Annotated in this window: 17 protein-coding genes; 4 read left to right on the top strand and 13 right to left on the bottom strand. The window is 54.6% G+C overall.

Features of this window, described 5'->3' with window-relative positions:
- Position 1 precedes the first annotated feature (1 nt).
- Both cysT and VN114_RS03770 read right to left on the bottom strand, forming a co-directional pair.
- Positions 2-865: a sulfate ABC transporter permease subunit CysT gene (cysT, locus tag VN114_RS03775; protein WP_325512142.1), complete on the bottom strand. Its 864-nt coding sequence runs from the start codon at positions 863-865 to the stop codon at positions 2-4.
- Between the two features lie 164 nt (positions 866-1,029).
- On the bottom strand, positions 1,030-1,806 hold the full coding sequence (locus tag VN114_RS03770) for an alpha/beta hydrolase (RefSeq protein ID WP_325512140.1): 777 nt from the start codon (positions 1,804-1,806) through the stop codon (positions 1,030-1,032).
- A gap of 151 nt (positions 1,807-1,957) precedes the next feature.
- Between VN114_RS03770 and VN114_RS03765 the strand changes: the two genes are divergently transcribed.
- Positions 1,958-2,416 (top strand): MarR family transcriptional regulator, encoded by a 459-nt coding sequence (locus VN114_RS03765; protein ID WP_325512138.1) that lies wholly within the window; start codon positions 1,958-1,960, stop codon positions 2,414-2,416.
- A gap of 224 nt (positions 2,417-2,640) precedes the next feature.
- Here the strand turns inward: VN114_RS03765 and VN114_RS03760 are convergent, their stop codons facing one another.
- The 3 genes from VN114_RS03760 to VN114_RS03750 all read right to left on the bottom strand — a co-directional run bounded on the left by VN114_RS03760 (position 2,641) and on the right by VN114_RS03750 (position 5,887).
- Positions 2,641-3,696, bottom strand: coding sequence for an alpha/beta hydrolase (locus VN114_RS03760; protein ID WP_325512136.1), 1,056 nt, complete (start codon positions 3,694-3,696; stop codon positions 2,641-2,643).
- Positions 3,697-3,712: 16 nt separating this feature from the next.
- Positions 3,713-4,450, bottom strand: a complete 738-nt coding sequence (locus VN114_RS03755; protein WP_325512134.1) for a 3-oxoacyl-ACP reductase family protein — start codon at positions 4,448-4,450, stop codon at positions 3,713-3,715.
- Positions 4,451-4,687: 237 nt separating this feature from the next.
- Entirely contained in the window at positions 4,688-5,887 is a 1,200-nt protein-coding gene (locus VN114_RS03750; protein WP_325512132.1) for an MFS transporter, read from the bottom strand.
- A 112-nt stretch (positions 5,888-5,999) separates the two neighbouring features.
- On the opposite strand from VN114_RS03750, the gene VN114_RS03745 reads away from it, so the two are divergent.
- Positions 6,000-6,794: a helix-turn-helix transcriptional regulator gene (locus tag VN114_RS03745; protein WP_325512130.1), complete on the top strand. Its 795-nt coding sequence runs from the start codon at positions 6,000-6,002 to the stop codon at positions 6,792-6,794.
- Positions 6,795-6,964: 170 nt separating this feature from the next.
- Here the strand turns inward: VN114_RS03745 and VN114_RS03740 are convergent, their stop codons facing one another.
- A complete protein-coding gene (locus tag VN114_RS03740) occupies positions 6,965-7,834 on the bottom strand; it encodes a LysR family transcriptional regulator (RefSeq protein ID WP_325512171.1) in 870 nt (289 codons plus the stop codon).
- A 129-nt stretch (positions 7,835-7,963) separates the two neighbouring features.
- Here VN114_RS03740 and VN114_RS03735 point away from each other — a divergent pair, with 129 nt between their 5' ends.
- Positions 7,964-8,710: a glucose 1-dehydrogenase gene (locus VN114_RS03735; protein WP_325512128.1), complete on the top strand. Its 747-nt coding sequence runs from the start codon at positions 7,964-7,966 to the stop codon at positions 8,708-8,710.
- On the opposite strand, the gene VN114_RS03730 is transcribed toward VN114_RS03735, so the two are convergent.
- The 7 genes from VN114_RS03730 to VN114_RS03700 all read right to left on the bottom strand — a co-directional run bounded on the left by VN114_RS03730 (position 8,682) and on the right by VN114_RS03700 (position 16,115).
- Positions 8,682-9,701, bottom strand: a complete 1,020-nt coding sequence (locus VN114_RS03730) for a HoxN/HupN/NixA family nickel/cobalt transporter (protein ID WP_325512126.1) — start codon at positions 9,699-9,701, stop codon at positions 8,682-8,684. The genes VN114_RS03735 and VN114_RS03730 overlap by 29 nt on opposite strands.
- Positions 9,686-10,045, bottom strand: a complete 360-nt coding sequence (locus tag VN114_RS03725) for a nitrile hydratase accessory protein (protein WP_325512124.1) — start codon at positions 10,043-10,045, stop codon at positions 9,686-9,688. Before VN114_RS03725 ends, VN114_RS03730 begins: the two co-directional genes overlap by 16 nt.
- A 2-nt stretch (positions 10,046-10,047) precedes the next feature.
- Positions 10,048-10,683, bottom strand: coding sequence for a nitrile hydratase subunit alpha (gene nthA / locus VN114_RS03720; protein ID WP_325512122.1), 636 nt, complete (start codon positions 10,681-10,683; stop codon positions 10,048-10,050).
- Between the two features lie 16 nt (positions 10,684-10,699).
- Positions 10,700-11,440 (bottom strand): nitrile hydratase subunit beta, encoded by a 741-nt coding sequence (nthB, locus tag VN114_RS03715; RefSeq protein WP_325512120.1) that lies wholly within the window; start codon positions 11,438-11,440, stop codon positions 10,700-10,702.
- Positions 11,441-11,450: 10 nt separating this feature from the next.
- Positions 11,451-12,446 (bottom strand): GTP-binding protein, encoded by a 996-nt coding sequence (locus VN114_RS03710; protein ID WP_325512118.1) that lies wholly within the window; start codon positions 12,444-12,446, stop codon positions 11,451-11,453.
- A gap of 271 nt (positions 12,447-12,717) precedes the next feature.
- On the bottom strand, positions 12,718-14,088 hold the full coding sequence (gorA, locus tag VN114_RS03705) for a glutathione-disulfide reductase (protein ID WP_325512116.1): 1,371 nt from the start codon (positions 14,086-14,088) through the stop codon (positions 12,718-12,720).
- Positions 14,089-14,324: 236 nt separating this feature from the next.
- Entirely contained in the window at positions 14,325-16,115 is a 1,791-nt protein-coding gene (locus VN114_RS03700) for a monovalent cation:proton antiporter-2 (CPA2) family protein (RefSeq protein ID WP_325512114.1), read from the bottom strand.
- Between the two features lie 488 nt (positions 16,116-16,603).
- On the opposite strand from VN114_RS03700, the gene VN114_RS03695 reads away from it, so the two are divergent.
- Positions 16,604-17,485: a DMT family transporter gene (locus tag VN114_RS03695; protein WP_325512112.1), complete on the top strand. Its 882-nt coding sequence runs from the start codon at positions 16,604-16,606 to the stop codon at positions 17,483-17,485.
- The last annotated feature ends 163 nt before the right edge of the window (positions 17,486-17,648 follow it).

Below are 17,648 nucleotides of genomic sequence, written 5' to 3'. Positions count from 1 at the left end.
ATCAGACCTTTTCCGACTGGCCGCGCTTGCGCGCCCATGCCTGCAACAGATTGATCGTCAACAGCATTGCAAACGACACCAGCAACATCACGACCGCAATTGCAGTCGCACCGGCATAGTCGTATTGCTCCAGCTTGGTCACAATGAACAACGGCGTGATTTCAGACACCATCGGCATGTTGCCGGCGATGAAAATGACCGAACCGTATTCGCCGGTTGCGCGCGCAAACGCCAGCGCAAAACCCGTCAGCAACGCCGGTAGAACCGTCGGGAAAATCACCTTGCTGAAAGTTTGCCAATGACTTGCGCCGAGACTGGCGGCGGCTTCTTCCAGCTCGCGCTCCGCATCTTCCAGCACCGGTTGCACAGTGCGCACGACAAATGGCAGGCCGATAAACGTCAGCGCCACGACTACGCCCAGCGGCGTAAACGCCACCTTGATGCCGATTGCTTCCAGATATTGACCAATCCAGCCGTTCGCCGAATACAGTGCAGTCAACGCAATACCGGCCACCGCAGTCGGCAATGCAAACGGCAGGTCGACCAGCGCATCGATGATTTTCTTGCCTGGAAATTCATAGCGAACCAGCACCCATGCCACGATGCCGCCAAAAATGACATTCAATACCGCTGCGATCAACGAAGCGCCGAAGGTCAGCCTGTACGACGCCATCACGCGCGGCGAGGTCACGGCTGCGACAAAGCCGTCCCAGCTCATCGTGAACGTATTCAGGAATACGGCCGACAACGGAATCAATACGATCAGGCACAGGTAAAACAGCGTGAATCCCAGCGACAAACGGAAGCCGGGAAGCACTCTGGTGATCGTCTGTTTCCGAACAGGAAGGGGAAGGACCGCAGACATGTAATGTTCTCTTATTACAAATTTAACTAACAAGGCGCAATAATTGCACCGCCCCGTTATAAAGAGAACGAATCTTTTTGCATGTTGTTAGAAGAAAATCATATAAGGACAGCCGTCGTAAAGTGTCGAAACGGCTCGTTCCGACACCTCACCCGACAGCCTTCTTACTTGGTTTCTGCCGCTGTTTCGATCAACTTGGCGACCGTTTTCGGATGGGACACCATGACGACATGGGATGCGCCCTTTACAACAATTGTCTGCTTCGATTGAGCGCGCTCAGCCATAAACGCCAGTGCCTGGGGAGGAATATTTTTATCCTTGTCGCCATAGACGAAGAAAGACGGCAGGTTCTTCCAGGCAGGGTCTACAGCAGCTTCATTCAATGCGGCTTCCGTAACGGGTCTCTGTTCAGCAGCCATCAATGCGGCTTGAGCTTTCGGCACATCGGCTGCGAATTGCTCATGGAATTTATCCTGTTTGATATAGAGGTCTTTGCCACCGTCGGCGAGTTGGACCGGAGTGTCGATTGTCGCGCCAAGCGTGCTGCCAGGGAATTTTCCCGTCAGCCCAACTGGCGTCTCTCCCGCCTCTGGCGCAAATGCGGAAACGTAGACCAACGCCTTGACGTTCGAATGCCCGTTGGCCGCTTCGCTGATCACAGGGCCGCCATAAGAATGGCCGACCAATACGACAGGGGTTTTGATTGTGGCGAGAATATCCGAGACGTATTTTGAATCACCTTTCACGCTGCGGAGAGGATTGGCGACTGCGACAACCGGATAGCCGTCCTTCAGAAGAATCTGGGCGACGCCATTCCAACTTGATCCATCGGCAAACGCACCGTGAACCAAAACAGCCGTCGGCTTGGTGTCCTGCGCGAAGACAGCAGAACTGATAAGGGTCGCTGAGGCGAGAAGCAGTCCTCTTAATAGTTTGTTCATTTTGATTCCTTTACGGTGTATTCATGGATTTAGTTTGTGTGCGATCTAATCGCCAACAAATAGTATTCGAGCAAAACCGGCATGTCAATAGCTTGCGATTGCATCGCGAACAAACTATTATTGTTTGAAATTGATCAATTACGGATGAAGCATGAGCAAAACCAGGAAAATGGACGAATCCTTTCCAGCATTGGATGAACTTCTTTGTTTCTCAATTTATTCCGCTGGCCATGCTTTCAATCAGCTTTATCGCCCTGCCCTCGACCAGATCGGATTAACCTATCCGCAATATCTCGTGCTGGTCGTCTTATGGGCCTCGAATGACCGAACTGTCAAAGAAATTGGCCTTGCCTTGCATCTCGATTCCAGCACACTCACTCCGTTGCTCAAACGTCTTGAAACGGCTGGTTATGTCACACGCAACCGCGATCCTGCAGATGAACGGCAAGTGCGAATAAGACTGACAAAAAAAGGCGAGATGCTGAAGGAACCTGCTCGTGCGATTCCGAAGTGCGCAGAAAACGCTGTCGACCTTCCTATCGAAACGATAAAGAGATTATTGGCAGACGTTTCCAGCCTTCGAGACATGCTGGTCGCAAAGTCCTCTTGATATGCTGGCAGGAAAACCGCGATATGGCGAAAATGAGCCGCTAAAAGCGACGTAAAGAAAATCTCACTTTATTTGGCAGCCTCATCACAAATCTCATATTCAACGTCAAATCGACTCACTATTTCTGTCAATTAGCGTTACGTTTGGATATTGAAAATAAAAAGCCCATCTGTTCCTGCAGATGGGCTGTCGAAGGTTAGTCAGTTTCGCTTGCGGAGCACATCTCAAACCAGTTTGGCAACATCCAGCACGGCCTGCGCAAATTCTCGTGGTGCTTCCTGTGGCAAATTGTGACCGATGCCGCCTGTCACCAATCGATGCTCATATTTACCCAGGAATTTCTTCGCATAAGCGGCAGGTGCGGGATGCGGCGCACCGTTGGCATCGCCTTCCATGGTGATCGTCGGCACGGCAATATTCGGGAATCTGGCGAGTTGCTGTTCAAGACTTTCATATCTTGCTTCGCTCGGTGCCAGCCCGAGTCGCCAGCGGTAGTTGCTGATCGAAATCGCAACGTGATCCGGATTGTCGAGCGACTTCGCGGAACGGGCGAACGTCGCATCGTCGAATTTCCATTGCGGCGACGCCAGCTCCCAGATCAGTCGTGCGAATTCATGCGTGTTGGCACGGTACCCCAGTTCGCCACGCTCGGTGGCAAAGTAGTACTGATACCACCATTGCAGTTCACCCTTCGGTGAAATCGGCATGCGATTAGCTTCCTGGCTACCGATCAAATAGCCGCTGACGGATACCAGGGCCGTGAAGCGCTGCGGCCACAGAGCCGCCAGCGTGTCGGCAATACGTGCGCCCCAGTCGAAACCGGCCACCACCGCTTTATCGATCTTCAATGCATCCATGAATGCGACGGCATCGGCCGTGAACGTCGCCTGCTGTCCGTTGCGAAGCGTGTCATTCGAAAGAAAGCGTGTACTTCCATAGCCACGCAGATGCGGAATGACGACGCGGTATCCGGCAGCAGTCAGGATCGGTGCGACATCGATGAAGGCGTGGATGTCATAAGGCCAGCCGTGCAGTAACAGGATCGGATAACCATCTGCCGGGCCGACATCGACATAACCCACGTTGAGCAAACCGGCCTTGATCTGCTTGATGTCGGAGAAGGTATTGCTGGCGGACGAAATACCGCCGCTCGCAAGCAACGAGCCGTTACCAAGCGTTGCCGCCCTCACGTTGCCTGCCAGTCCCAGCTGCGCGGCCGCCAGTCCCAGCGCCGCGGTGTTCAGGAAACTTCTGCGTTTCAGGTTTGTTGATTCGGTCATGATGTTCTCCTTGTGATTAAAGCGACATGCCGCCGTCGATGGTGACGCTGGCTCCTGTCATGTAGCCCGCTTCTTCGCTGGCCAGATATGCTGCGAGTCCGGCGACTTCGCCAGGTTGGCCAACTCGTTTCAACGGGATGAGTTCCTTGATCATGTCGATCATGTCTGCCGTCATGTCGGTTTCGATCGGGCCGGGCTGAATGTTGTTGATGGTGATGCCACGAGGCGCCAGATCCACAGCCAATCCTTTGACCATGACGGCAACAGCACCTTTGGTCATCGAGTAAATGCTGGAGCCAAGATGACCGCTGCGGACAGCCGAATTGCTGCCGATGGTAATGATGCGACCGCCAGCTTGCATATGAGGAAGTACTGCCTGCACCGCGAGGAATACACCGCGCACGTTGACGTCAAGCATACGGTCCAGATTGTCGAGACTGAAATCGGCAACGTCGGCGATATGCAGAATGCCGGCATTGACGACAACGATATCGATGCTGCCGAAACGCTCAACGGTTTGTTGAACGGCAGCCTGAATATCTGCGGCGCTGCCGCTGTCAGCCTTGATCGTCAATGCTTCCACACCGTTTTGCGAAAGGGTGGCAGCGACTTCAGCTGCCTTGCCCGTTGCCGATGCATAGGTCAATGCCACATTGGCTCCGTCACGTGCCAGGCGCATGGCGATGCCCGCACCGATGCCGCGTGAACCGCCGAATACCAGTGCGATTTTTCGTTTTTGATTAGGTGTTGCCATGTGCTTTCCTTGAAGAGGATTGGTTGTTCGTTTCATTTTTACCGCTGACGTGATCCTGAATCACCGCCTTGTTCTGCGATCTCGTCGTATGCCTCTATTTAACGATCGCAACGTATCCGGGATGTGTCGCGGTCAGCCACTTTTTCAATCTTTTGTGTCTGTGTCCGCTCTGGATACATTGAGATACAAAGACAAGGCGATACAACGCAAATTGAGAAACCTGGGGCAATTCACACCTCATGCGGGCGACGGCACCGCGATCTGCAGATTGCGTCCGGCCAGCAAGCCGACGCATGCCATGCTCACCCCGAGAATCGCGCAAAGACCGAGTGGCAGCGACCAGTTCCCGCCAAGATCATGCAATCGCCCGATCAGCGGCGGTCCTGCGGCAGCAAGCGAATAACCCAGGCACTGCGCCATGCCGGACAAGCCGGCTGCATCCTCGGCGTGCGAGGTACGCAAGCTGATGAATGCGAGGGCCAGAATCAAGCCGCCGCCCGCACCGAAACCGAAGAAAAGTATCCACACGACGGCCCATTGCGCAGCCAGAGTCAATCCGAGCAGGCCGATCACGATGCTGAGCGACAGCAGGCTCGCCAGCGCGCGCTGATCGCGCAGTTTGGGTACCAGCGGAATGAGCAACAGTCCGGGTAACGCGGTCGACAAAAGCAGTACGCCATGCAGCGAGCCGGCTTGTGTCGTCGTGTATCCGGCATCTTGCAGAATGGCAGGTAACCAGCTGACGCCGACGTAATAGAGAAAGCAGTCGAGTCCGAGATAAAACGTCACCTGCCAGGCCAGCGGCGATTTCCTGAGCAGCGCTTTTTCAGTACGCGTCCCCACGACCTGAGCCACACCGCTCCCGGTGCGCAGTCGCGGCAACCATGCAAGCACCGCAATGGCGGGCAGAACGATCGCGCTGCCCATTACGGCGCGCCAATCGAATCCGGGAAAATTCGAGAGCGGGACAGCCAGTACGGAGCAACCCGCCGCCGCGATCCCCATGACCAGCACGTACAGCGAAGTCAACGGCGCCACCTGCTTTGGGTAGTCGCGTTTCAGCAGGCTGGGCAACAGCACATTGCCGATAGCGATGGCGGCGCCGATGATGCACGTGCCAAGGAAAAGGGTTCTAACGGATCCTGTCGAACGCAGCGCAATGCCGGCGGCGATTCCGAGCAGGGAAAGGAACAACACGCGCTCCAGACCCCAGCGTTTCGCCAATCCAGCGGCAAAAGGCGAGACGGCGGCAAAGGCCAGTAGTGGCAAGGTGATCAACAGGCCGGCTTGTGTCGCACTGAACGAGAACATCGATCTCAGTTCGCCCAGCAGCGGCGCGACGCTGGTAAATGGAGCGCGCAGGTTAGCGGCAATCAGCAGAATGCCGATCAATGCCCATGCGGGATGGATGTTTGTTTTTTGAAGTGGGGATTGCATGACGTGCCTCCGACAGATGTGTAGGAAGCAGCTTATCGATGGCAATCGGAAATGAATTTAGCTATCCTGACAAAATATATCCAAATTCGGCCATCCTTATTTAGCCACCGTTATGTCCATCCTTGCCAACCTGAGAGCGACCAACGACCTGGATCGCATTTTGCAACCGGCGATTGCCCTGCGTGCGCATACCGCGAAAGAAGATCGCGATCCCGTCATGCATCATCACAGGAAAGGGCAACTCGTTGCCGCATTGCGCGGCAGCGTGATTTGCGAAGTGCCGCACGGTTACTGGATGGTGCCGCCGCAATGCGCGGTGTGGATACCAAGCAGCCTGCCGCACAGTATGCGCGCCAGCAGGGACACTGAACTCTGCCTGCTTTTTGTCGAACCGGATGCGGCCGTGTTGCCGGCCGAATGCTGCACGCTGTCGATTACGCCGATGTTGCGAGAGATGATCGTGCATCTGGCGGCGCAATCGCAAGCGTATCCAGCGGAAGGACCGACGGCACGACTGGCGCATGTGTTGCTGGAAGAACTGGGACGCATGCAGGTCGAGCAGCTGTACTTTCCCGTCTCCGATCATCCCAAGCTGCGCCGGCTCGCCAATGAACTGATTTGCAATCCGGGCAGCCGTTACACCGCACAGGAATGGGCAGGCTGGCTTGCCGTGAGTGAAAGAACGCTCAGCAGACTGATTTCGCAAGAGACCGGGATGACCTTTGGACGCTGGCGTCAGCAATTGCAGATCATCGTTGCATTGCGTTGGCTGTATGCGGGCGTGCAGGTGCAACGCATCGCCGAGGATCTGGGCTATGAATCGGTCAGCGCCTTCATCACCATGTTCAAGAAAGCGTTGGGGAAATCTCCTGCCCGCTATCTAGCCGATACGTTGGGGTATCGTTGATGGATAAGTCTATCGTTGCATGAGCATCATCAACATGTCGGTTCATCCAGGCATCTGCAATGCAGAAACGACTGCAGTTCCCAGTGCATCTCGTGCACTCGCGGCCGTTAATGAAAAAACCCGCATGTTCTGACCAAACCATATATTACGCGTGAGCTGGAAGTAGAGATTCAATGTGCTGCAATTGAGGAATTCGACAGCATCGTATCGGCGATATCCAGCATCGCTCGCAGACGATCCATATGCCGCAGGTCATGATGGTAGCCCACCCAGATATCCCTGCTTGGAGGCTGATCCGGCATCTCGATACGCTGCAATCCGGAAGTCGCATCGCCTAACGGCCTGGGCAGCACTGCGATGCCCATCCCGTTCAGACACATCTGTGCCTGAACGGCTCGGCTCGTGCTTGTGAAGACACGCCGTGACAGTGGAAATCTATCGAGCAGCCAGGCAACGTCAGGGTAGTGGGATTGCGCCGTATTCATGAGAATGAGTCCTACCGAAGCCGGATCGTTCCGCATTGCATAGGCAGTTTCGGCGGACCCGTACAGACCGTAAGGCATGCTCATCAGGCGACGTTGCACGATGTCCGGTTCGGTGAATGGAACGATGCGAAAAGCCACGTCGGCCTCGCGGCGAGATAGATTCGTTAAACGATAGCTTGCGATCACTTCTGGCACGACGGCTGGATGCCGACGCGTCAATTCGGCCAGTACAGGGGCCAAAACATAGCCTGCAAACCACTCAGCTGAAGATATCCGCAAGATACCTTCGAGGCGTTCGTGGTTTCCCGCCAGACGCCTTTCAATGGCCAGCGCGGAATTTTCCATCGATTCCGCCAGCGTCATCAGAGCGTCCCCGGTGTCCGTAAGAACCAGCCCCTCCTTGGTCCTGCGAAAGAGCGCCTGCTCTGCGGCATCTTCGAGTGTCTTTATCCGGCGACCCACCGTCGGATGGCTCACGCCCAGCGTTCGGGCTGCCCCGCCGAAAGATCCGCTGCGCACCACTGCCAGAAAAATCCGGACGTCGCTCCATTCCATACTGAGACCCCGTTCAAAAATGTACATTGAATTTACAGTAATGGAAGTTCACAGAAAACTCTGTACGTATCACCATTGCGTTTTTTTACTGCGTCGACACGTTCCGTGTCGGCCTCATCTGGAATCCATATGAACAAGTTGAAAGACAAAGTCGCGATCGTGACGGGGGCCTCCAAAGGTATCGGTGCGGGCATAGCCCGTCAGCTCGCGGCCGACGGCGCCAAGGTCGTCGTTAATTACGCATCAGGCAAGAGCGGTGCGGAAAAGGTGGTCGCGGACATCAAAGCCGCCGGCGGGAATGCCGTGGCGGTCGGTGCGGATGTCACCAAGAAGGCGGAGGTCGAATTGCTGGTCAAAGTCACGATCGACACATTCGGGCGCCTGGACATTCTGGTGAACAACTCCGGTATTTACCAGTTCGCCAAAATCGAAGAAAGCACGGAAGAACTCTATCGCAAGCAGTTCGACATCAACGTTCTTGGGCCGCTGCTGGTTGTCGGTGCCGCTGCGCCGCATTTAGGCAAGGGCGGCAGCATCATTAACATCAGTTCCAACGTCACGCGCATTCACCCCGCAGAGAGTGCCATCTACACCGGCACGAAAGGTGCGATTGACGCTATCACTGTTGTTCTATCGCGCGAACTCGGCCCGCGCGGCATCCGTGTTAATGCCGTGAATCCCGGCCTGATCGAAACCGAAGGCACCCACGCTGCCGGAGTAATGGGTTCTGACTTCCAGACATGGAACGAGGACCGGACACCGCTCGGCCGAATCGGTCAGGTGCACGACATTGCGCCGATCGTCTCTTATCTTGCATCGGATGATGCCGGCTGGGTAACGGGCGAGATCATCCTGGGTTCGGGGGGCATGCGCTGAGTCGATCGACGAGTGCTGCGATTCCCCAGCAGATCACCGCGACGCCCAGCATGTAGTAACCGAGATTCGACATGTGATCTTGCATATCGGCGAGGTACGCGCTCAGTTGCTCGCTCGGCGAGAAGTGCCCTGCCAGCATGCTGATTGTCTGTACTGAACCGATAAATATCGCGATCAAGGAGGACATGAGCGTGATGACTACGTTGTACCTCAAGCGCGATACATGGCGCTCCGATCCCCATGTATACGCGACAATCATCATCGTCGCGTTCAAGGAATCGACCAGCATCATCCCCGCAGCGAAGAGACAGGGAAAAATCAGGATCGTCCCGATCGACATGCCTTGGGATGCATGAAACGATGCGCCACTGAGAATCGCTATTTCTGTCGCAGTTTCAAATCCGAGGCCGAACAGGAAACCAAGAGGCATCATCCATTTCGCAGATTGCACGTTGTCGATTAACGGCCTGAGGAAGCGAGCGATGATTCCTATCGGCTTTTGGTCCGGGTCCCGAGCATTCCGTTTAACGTCGTGCGACGCCAGCAGAATGTCCTTCAACAAGAACAGATTTCCGATCCCGATCGTCAACAGAAAGACGGAAGAAATGATGCCACCGGCCATTGTTCCTTCGAACAGTTGCTCCCCGCCTCCAGCCCGAGTAAAAAAAGCGATGCCGAGCACGGCTGCCACGACCACCGCGGAATGTCCGAGCGCAAAATTGAATCCTACAAAGGTTGCATCTGTGCCGCTTTTGATCAGCTTGCGTGAAACGTTATCGATTGCTGCAACATGATCGGCATCCATGGCATGGCGCAGTCCGAATCCATACGCAGCGATCGCAATCCCGAACATCGCGGGCGATGCGTGAAACGCGTAGATGGCTGCAGTCCATGCAGCCATGTTCAGTCCCAAGATAACGGAATATAAAAGCCTCTTCTGCGCGTGCGAATACGCGTCTGCCGACAGGAATCTGGTCACGCCCGGCTCCATTGACTGGCATCCACCAGTAACGGCAGCCCGAGCGCAGCGATCTCGTCAGGGGACAACAGATTTGCATCCTTGAGCGTGCGCGAGAGCGCAACGAAGAAGCATTGGTAATAGTCCCAGTTTGGCTGGCCAACGCACGGCTTCTGTTCCCATTCGGCGATGGCCTGGATGAGATGTTGACGAAAATCTTCCCATTCGAAGTAGCCACTCTTTGACAAGTGCACGGCGATGCCGAACACATTGCGTTCCCACTCATTGGCAAACAGAATTTTTCCATCCATGCGGGGCGGAGAATCGCCCTGTCCCAGCATGGATGATGCCGCGTATTCCTCGAAGTTGGAATACATGGTTACGCGCCGCGTCGCGTTTCAGGCACCCTTGCAAGAGCGACTCCCATCATGGCTTCCGGCGTGACCAGCGCGGCAAGCTCTTCTTCCGATAGATGTTCGGTATGTTCCGGCCGCTCCGGAACGACGAACCAGCGAATCTGCGCGCTGCTGTCCCACACCTTGACCTCTGTGTCGTCAGTGATATCGACGCCGAATTCCTTGAGGACATTCCGCGGTTCGCGCACGCCGCGGGCGCGGAAGACCGGGTCCTTGTACCAGTAAGGCGGCAGACCCAGAATCGGCCATGGATAACAGGAACACAGCGTACAGATGATCAGGTTGTGAACGCCGTCGCCATTCGCAACCGCCGCCATGTGCTCGCCTTCTGCGCCTGTCATGCCGGCAGGGAAATTCATTTCTGCAATGGCGGCAGGTGTGTCGTTGACCAGGCGCTTCTTGAACTCCGGATCAACCCAGGCACGTGCTACCAGTCTGGCGCCATTGAACGGCCCTGCATTGACCTCGAAATGCTTCAAAACGGTATCGACCGAGTCGCTGCCAATGATTCCTTTTTCGATGAGCAACGCTTCAAGCGCGCGCACCTTCGCAGCGCTGGCCGTTTCACGGTCGTCGTCATAGCCAAAAATTTCAGACATGTTGTTTTCCTAATGATTAATTGGATGGCAGGAGATAGGCTTCAAAGAGGTCCGCGTAGACGGTAACGTTGTCTTCATGGGCCGAATCGCCCCACATCACTTCAGGTTCGAACGCCACTTGGTACACCGGCATCGCTTCGCCGATGCCATCGCCCGTCTTCACAAAGTACGCATAGGAATCCGGGTAAACCAGTTCAACGACGCCCGGTTTGTTACGCAGGAAGCCTGGCAATCGCGTGTGTTCCACGGCCTGCGGGTCCGCGACCAATACGCGATCGCCGACGCTGAACTTTGCCGGCTGTTTGCGCGGCTGTCGTGCCGAATCGCCCAGCGTCAGATATTTCCGGACCTGGTTTGCCAGTTCAGGATTACGTTGTGCGGGCAACTCCGCTTTCGGATTATTGGCGTACTTGCTGATTTTTTCCGTCAGCTCTTTCTCGGTGATGTAACCCTGATCGATAAAAAACTGCGTGATCCCCATCAACCATTTTTCGTAATAGCGAAACTTGAAATACTCGAAAGGCTGCATGCCTTCAGCGCCGGTACGAAGCGAAGCCCATGTCCAGAATTCCTTGAAGCTGGTATCGAATGTACTGAAGTCATATTTGGGACGCGCGTTCGGCAGATGCGCGCTTTCCGCCATCATGACGGTGTGGATGCCGAAAATCCGCTTCTCCCATTCTTCTGCGAAAACGCGGGTATCCGTATTCACGGGGCCAAGGTTCTGCAACCCGCCGATATAGTGTTGAAGCTTCACGTGATTCTCCTTAGTGTGATGCGACGCTTGCTTGCTCTTCCTGATAGATGCAATTGGCGAATTCGCTGGCGATTTGTTGGTGGTCGAGATTCATGCCGATGAATACGATCCTGCTTTGCCGCGTCTGATCCTTTTCCCATCGCTTGCCGGGATATCCTTCGAGAATCATGTGCACGCTATGGAAATAGAACTGACGCCCCTCTCCTTCGAGATGGAGGATTCCTTTCATTCTCAAAAGATCATTACCGTTCTGGATGACAAGCTGGTTCAACCAGCGATCCAGCTTCGCACCATCCAGCGGCCTGTCCTCGATGATGGAGAACGATGAAATCGACTGGTCATGTTCGTGATCGTGGTCATCCGTCAGCAATGACGGCTCGATTTCAAGCAAGGACGGCAGGGAGAATCTGCGCACGCCAATCAGTTCGTTGACAGGCGCACGGGACCTTTCTGCAGGAATGATCGTTGCAGTCGGATTGATCCCTTTGATTTGCTCCACGACGCGGGCGACGTTCTCCGGGCCAATCAGATCAGTCTTGTTCAATACGATGAGATCGGCGAAGGTAATCTGCTCTCGTGTCAGTTCGTCGGTCAATTGATCGGAGATATGCGCGCCATCCGCAACGGTGATCACCGCCTCCACATCCAGCAGCTCCTTCAATTCGGCATCCACCAGGAAGCTTTGAAGTACGGGTGCCGGATCTGCAAGGCCGGATGTTTCAACAATCAGATGGGACAACGGTGCCGATTTGGTGCGCTCGAGAAGCGTCTTGGCGCCCGCAATCAAGTCCGATCGCACGGTGCAGCAAATGCATCCGTTGCTGATTTCGACAACCGCCTCTTCTTCGGCAACGATGAGATCGCCGTCAACGCCGACATCGCCGAATTCATTGACAATGATGCCGATCCCGGCCGCGCCGATCTGTTCGATCAGGTGATTGACCAACGTAGTCTTGCCCGCTCCAAGAAAGCCGGTAACGATGGTCACGGGGATTTTATTGCGCATGATTTGTCTTTCACAAAAACGTATTCAACTTCGAATACGCTGCGACAGGCAAATCATGAATCAGACGAAAGCGTGCATTGGACAATGCATGGCTATTTATGAATGAAAAAATGTCTCAATTCTTGTGAATACTTTAATTGAGACATTGATTCGAAGATCGATAGCGAAGGGCTGGACCGCTAGGCGATCAGCCCTTTGCATGGAACAACTTGCGCAAACGGATAAATGCCGTCGATAACAGGCGTTATCGACGACGCCGCTGATCCACAGTTCAAACCGTTTGCAGTATGGGTGTACGCATGGTGACGAATTCTTCGGCGATGGTCGGATGAATGCCGATTGTCATGTCAAAGTGCGTCTTGGTTGCACCGCTTTGCAGTGCGATAGCGAACCCCTGAATGATCTCGCCGGCATCCGGGCCAATCATGTGCACGCCCAAAACGCGATCGCTTGCCTCGTCAACAATCAGTTTCATCAAGACGCGTTCCTTGGAACCGCTGATTGTATGTTTGAGTGCCTTGAAATCCGACTTGAAGACTTTGATCTGTCCATACTTCGCGCGCGCCGCTTCTTCGGTGATGCCGACAGTCGCGACATTCGGATGGCTGAACACTGCCGTCGGAATGTTTTCGTAAGAGATTTTCCTCGATCCGTTGTCGAATAATGCAGATGCGACGACCATGCCCTCCGCTAATGCAACCGGGGTGAGCGCAATCCGGTTGATCACATCGCCTACGGCAAAGATCGATGGTATGGACGTGCGAAAATCGGCGTCGACCTCAACGCCACCGGTCGGCGTCAGTTTCACCCCGACCTGTTCGAGACCCATGTTTTCGGTATTGGCGTGTCGGCCGGTCGCAAAGACCACGGTATTCACATCGAGCGTTTCACCGTTTTCGAAATGAACCTGTCGCGTCCCGTCATCTTTCAGTTGAATGGAACGAAACTTCGTTCCGCATCGTACGTCGATACCTTTCTTGCGCATTTCCTCGGCGAGAAATTTTCCTAAATCCGCATCCATTCCGCGCAACAATTGCGATCCGCGATGTACCAGGGTCACTTTGGTACCAAGTCCGTTCAGGATCGCCGCCAATTCAACAGCGATATAGCCGCCACCTGCAACGACTGCGTGATCCGGCAATTCTTTCATATGGAAAAAGTCATCTGAAACGATGCCGAATTCCTCTCCCGGAACACCGGGCAAGGTCGGCCGACCGCCGGTCGCAATCAATATATAACGTGCCGTAATTCGTTGTCCGTTGACGCGGACGGTATGGGCGTCTTCAATCGTTGCATGGCCATCGAAGGTGGTGACGCCTGCACTCGACAAGAGATCGCCGTAAATCCCGTTCAAACGCGTGATTTCTTCGTCTTTATTGGCGATGAGCTTCTTCCAGTCAAATCTCGTGTCACCAATGTCCCAGCCAAAGCCGGCGGCATCCCGCAGATCGTCGTGATAGTGCGCCGAGTACGACAACAATTTCTTCGGGATACAACCGACGTTGACGCATGTACCGCCCAGATACTGCTTTTCCGCCAAGGCGACCCGTGCTCCATACTGCGCGGCAAAACGGCTGGCACGCACCCCACCGGAACCGCCGCCGATCGTAAACAGGTCGAAGTCATATTGTTGTTGAGTCATTTTCTGCTTTCCAATTGATTTGCCGTAACCGGCAGGATGCGAAGGCTTGTGAGTTGGTAAGGCTAGTGTCCATCCAAAATCGCCAAGGTTAAAGATGAATTTGACTCAATAACCGGCTGAATCGTCTCAAACCGCCCTGACCAGAATGGACGACGCCCTCTAAGTCCCTGCGTTCACCAGAACTGAGGCCGGCAAGAATAGGGGCGACGATCAGATAGCCGATATGAGGCCCATGCTTATTTGGGATGCGTATTATTTTTTCTGCTGCTGAGCGGCGGATCAATGTAGTCAATATTTCCCAGTACCAGCGCACGCCCGGCAAACAGACCGCCTGACGTTTCCAACGCAAACCGTTCTGCATCGCGTCGACGAACTTCCACAATCAGGTCATCTGCTTCCTGCTCCTCTGCGCCGAGCGCGAGTATCGCCTGTCTAGCCATCAGCAGTGAGGATTCAAAGGTTTCACGCATCACGTAATCTGCTTCGTGCTTGACGAGTTCAAGCGCATGCTCGCGGTCAAAGGCCCTTACGATCAACTTCGCTTTTGGCGATTGTCGACGCAGGATGTCGACGATCCTGGTACTTGCCTCTTTATCGTTAACGCATATCAAAATCGCGCTGGCATGTTGTGCACCTGCGGCACGCAGTATGTCGGCACGTGTGCCGTCGCCATAGTAGACCTTGAATCCATAGGGTTCCGCTACACGCGTCACGTCCGGGTCATTGTCGATAATGGATAGCGTCGCACCTCTGGCGAGAGGGCCCTGACTGGCGATCTGGCCGACTCGGCCAAAGCCGATGATGAGGACGTTTCCTTTCAGATCCTGCGGTTCTTCCGCCCCTTCGAGCGAAACAATTTTGCGTGGGCCAATACGTTTGTAAAACATGACGAACGCCGGCGTCAATGCCATCGAAAGAACGACGACCGCTGTCATGTTGGCGTTGACTTCAGGCGAGATCACATTGAGCTTGAGCGCTTCCGCAAACAGCACAAACGCGAACTCGCCGCCTTGCGCCATCAGTATGGCGCGATCGATCGCTTCTTCGTGGCTACTCCTGGCCAATCTCGCAACGCCATATACACAACAAGCCTTGGCGGCCATCAAGGCAAGGACGCCGGCCATGATGAGCTGCCAGTTCTGTGTTGCGACGTCCACATTCAACGCCATGCCGACGCCAAGAAAGAACAGGCCCAACAACAGGCCGCGAAACGGTTCAATGTCCGCTTCCAGTTGATGGCGAAATGTCGATTCGGACAAGAGAACGCCGGCAACGAATGCCCCCATTGCCATCGACAGTCCGCCCAGTTCCATCAGCAATGCAGCGCCAAGCACGACCAGCAACGCGGCGGCCGTCATCACTTCGCGCGCCTTTGCCTTCGCCAGAATTCTGAACATCGGATTCAACAGCCACAATCCCGCCGCAATCAGCGCTGCCAGCGACGATCCGGCAAAGCCGACACGCTCCCAGAGCGACGTTGCCGTTGATGTGGATACCGCTGCAGGCGCAAGAAAGGCAACGATCGCAAGTAACGGCACGATCAACAAATCCTCAAACAATAAAATGGAGACGATTCTTTGACCGCCCGTTGATTGAATATCGCCACGATCTGCAAGTACTTTCATCACGATGGCTGTCGATGTCAGTACGAAACCCGCACCGCTGACGAACGAGACCTGCCATGTAAAGCCGAAAGCGATGCCAACAATGGTCAGCAGGATCAGGCTGAACACGACTTGCAGACTTCCCAGTCCGAATATTTGACCGCGCAAGCTCCATAAATGTGACGGCTTCATCTCCAGACCGATGATGAATAAAAACATCACTACGCCAAGTTCCGCGACATGAATGATGGTGTCCGCATTCGCTATCAGGCCCAATCCAAACGGCCCGATTGCCAGTCCCGATATGAGGTAACCCAGGACCGATCCAAGACCGAGCCGCTTGAACAGGGGCACGCCTACCACCGCAGCGCCCAGTAAGGTAACAATACCTATCAATTGATTGCCGCTTCCGTCTACCACCATGTCGTTGCTCCTGAATTTGAGCCTTGAATGTATATATCCATCGCCGGACACATACGCACCGCTTTCGAAAATACACTGATCATAAAACCGATTCCGAAGGTTCTTGCGTGCACCTATTACAAATGGCGTCGAATCATCCTGGGATGATCCGAACCGGCATCCAACGAAAAATTGCACCGGACTCCTTGATCAGGATGTCGCTGATCATCAAGTTCTTGAACCATCTTTTTGCGTCCCAAAAACACCTGCGCTTCCCGTCGGCTGTTATCGCATTTTCCGAAAGAGAATCCTACCAATTGCACCATCAAGCCGGAAGTCGACAAAAGCAGACTTAATGTCCAAGTGATTGGACATTGGATAACGCAGCCGCCAATGACGCATTGAACATTGTCCGGCAAACCGTCCAGCGAGCTCAGGCCCGGTTCGCATCAAAAACGCCCGCTGGGCTTAGAATTCAACTTCTCGGCATCAAATCACCCTGACTATCCATGCCCGCCTCCGCACTTGCTCTTGTCCTTGTCGCCGGTCTGATCCATGCAAGCTGGAACATCCTGGCAAAGCAGGCGAGCGGCGATGCACGCTTTGCGCTTTTCACCAGCATTTTCCTTGCGATATTCTGGGCTCCGGTCGGGATATGGATTGCCTGGGATGTCGTGCCGGGATGGGGATGGCGGGAATGGCTGTTGATCGTTGTGACCGGCGTATTGCATGTTGGCTATTACGTCATCCTGCTGCGCGGCTATCGCAAGGCGGACCTTACCGTCGTGTACCCGATGGCACGAGGTTCGGGGCCATTGCTGTCGTCCCTGGTTGCACTGATTTTTCTCGATGAAGAAGTTTCCGGCCTTGGGATAGCGGGGATCGCCGGTGTGGTACTCGGCGTATTTCTTATCGCAGGCGGTCCCAAGCTCTTGCGCAAGGCGAGCGACCCGGCACATCGCAAGCGCGTCCATGTCGGCATCGCCTATGGCTTGCTCACGGGCGTTTTCATTTCCAGCTATACCGTGGTTGATGGTTACGCGGTCAAGTTCATGTTGATGTCACCGATTCTGGTGGACTACATGGGCAACTTTGTCCGCCTGGCTGTGCTGGCACCGGCCTATTTCGTCGACAAGGTTTCCGCCGTCGCGCTCTGGAAGCAGCAATGGAAATACGCGTTGGCGGTTGGTGTCATCAGTCCGGTCTCTTATGTTCTTGTATTGTACGCAATGCGCCTGGCACCGATTTCGCACGTTGCTCCGGCACGGGAAGTATCCATGCTGTTTGCTGCGATCATCGGCGGCCATTTGTTGAATGAAGGCGACCGCGTACAACGCTTTATCGGCGCCCTGTTCATTGCTGTCGGGGTGTCCGCGCTGGCGCTCGGCTAGCGCGTCGACAATCGATACGGAACACCCTCGCACAAGCACATTTGTGTTCCGTTGCGTTTTCGATTTATTCAACGCATTCAAGTTTTCTCCAAATTGGGCGTTATAGAAGATGTCCCTTTTTCAATGCAGGGATAGAACCGGGAAGCCACGAGGAGTACGCGTG

Origin of the sequence: Oxalicibacterium sp., from assembly GCF_035565035.1 — a bacterium.
Lineage (GTDB): Bacteria > Pseudomonadota > Gammaproteobacteria > Burkholderiales > Burkholderiaceae_D > Oxalicibacterium.
The sequence above is the reverse complement of the archived record's forward strand: the minus strand, read 5'-3'. Positions and strand labels throughout refer to the sequence as shown.

Excerpts from the sequence above, each read along its gene's own strand:
- VN114_RS03760 (WP_325512136.1), bottom strand. The coding sequence starts at position 3,696 with ATGACCGAATCAACAAACCTGAAACGCAGAAGTTTCCTGAACACCGCG.
- VN114_RS03725 (WP_325512124.1), bottom strand. The coding sequence starts at position 10,045 with ATGTATTCCAACTTCGAGGAATACGCGGCATCATCCATGCTGGGACAG.
- VN114_RS03700 (WP_325512114.1), bottom strand. The coding sequence starts at position 16,115 with ATGGTGGTAGACGGAAGCGGCAATCAATTGATAGGTATTGTTACCTTA.
- VN114_RS03745 (WP_325512130.1), top strand. The coding sequence starts at position 6,000 with ATGTCCATCCTTGCCAACCTGAGAGCGACCAACGACCTGGATCGCATT.
- VN114_RS03710 (WP_325512118.1), bottom strand. The coding sequence starts at position 12,446 with ATGCGCAATAAAATCCCCGTGACCATCGTTACCGGCTTTCTTGGAGCG.
- cysT (WP_325512142.1), bottom strand. The coding sequence starts at position 865 with ATGTCTGCGGTCCTTCCCCTTCCTGTTCGGAAACAGACGATCACCAGA.
- VN114_RS03765 (WP_325512138.1), top strand. The coding sequence starts at position 1,958 with ATGAGCAAAACCAGGAAAATGGACGAATCCTTTCCAGCATTGGATGAA.
- VN114_RS03695 (WP_325512112.1), top strand. The coding sequence starts at position 16,604 with ATGCCCGCCTCCGCACTTGCTCTTGTCCTTGTCGCCGGTCTGATCCAT.
- VN114_RS03735 (WP_325512128.1), top strand. The coding sequence starts at position 7,964 with ATGAACAAGTTGAAAGACAAAGTCGCGATCGTGACGGGGGCCTCCAAA.
- nthA (WP_325512122.1), bottom strand. The coding sequence starts at position 10,683 with ATGTCTGAAATTTTTGGCTATGACGACGACCGTGAAACGGCCAGCGCT.
- gorA (WP_325512116.1), bottom strand. The coding sequence starts at position 14,088 with ATGACTCAACAACAATATGACTTCGACCTGTTTACGATCGGCGGCGGT.
- VN114_RS03755 (WP_325512134.1), bottom strand. The coding sequence starts at position 4,450 with ATGGCAACACCTAATCAAAAACGAAAAATCGCACTGGTATTCGGCGGT.
- VN114_RS03740 (WP_325512171.1), bottom strand. The coding sequence starts at position 7,834 with ATGGAATGGAGCGACGTCCGGATTTTTCTGGCAGTGGTGCGCAGCGGA.
- VN114_RS03730 (WP_325512126.1), bottom strand. The coding sequence starts at position 9,701 with ATGGAGCCGGGCGTGACCAGATTCCTGTCGGCAGACGCGTATTCGCAC.
- VN114_RS03750 (WP_325512132.1), bottom strand. The coding sequence starts at position 5,887 with ATGCAATCCCCACTTCAAAAAACAAACATCCATCCCGCATGGGCATTG.
- VN114_RS03770 (WP_325512140.1), bottom strand. The coding sequence starts at position 1,806 with ATGAACAAACTATTAAGAGGACTGCTTCTCGCCTCAGCGACCCTTATC.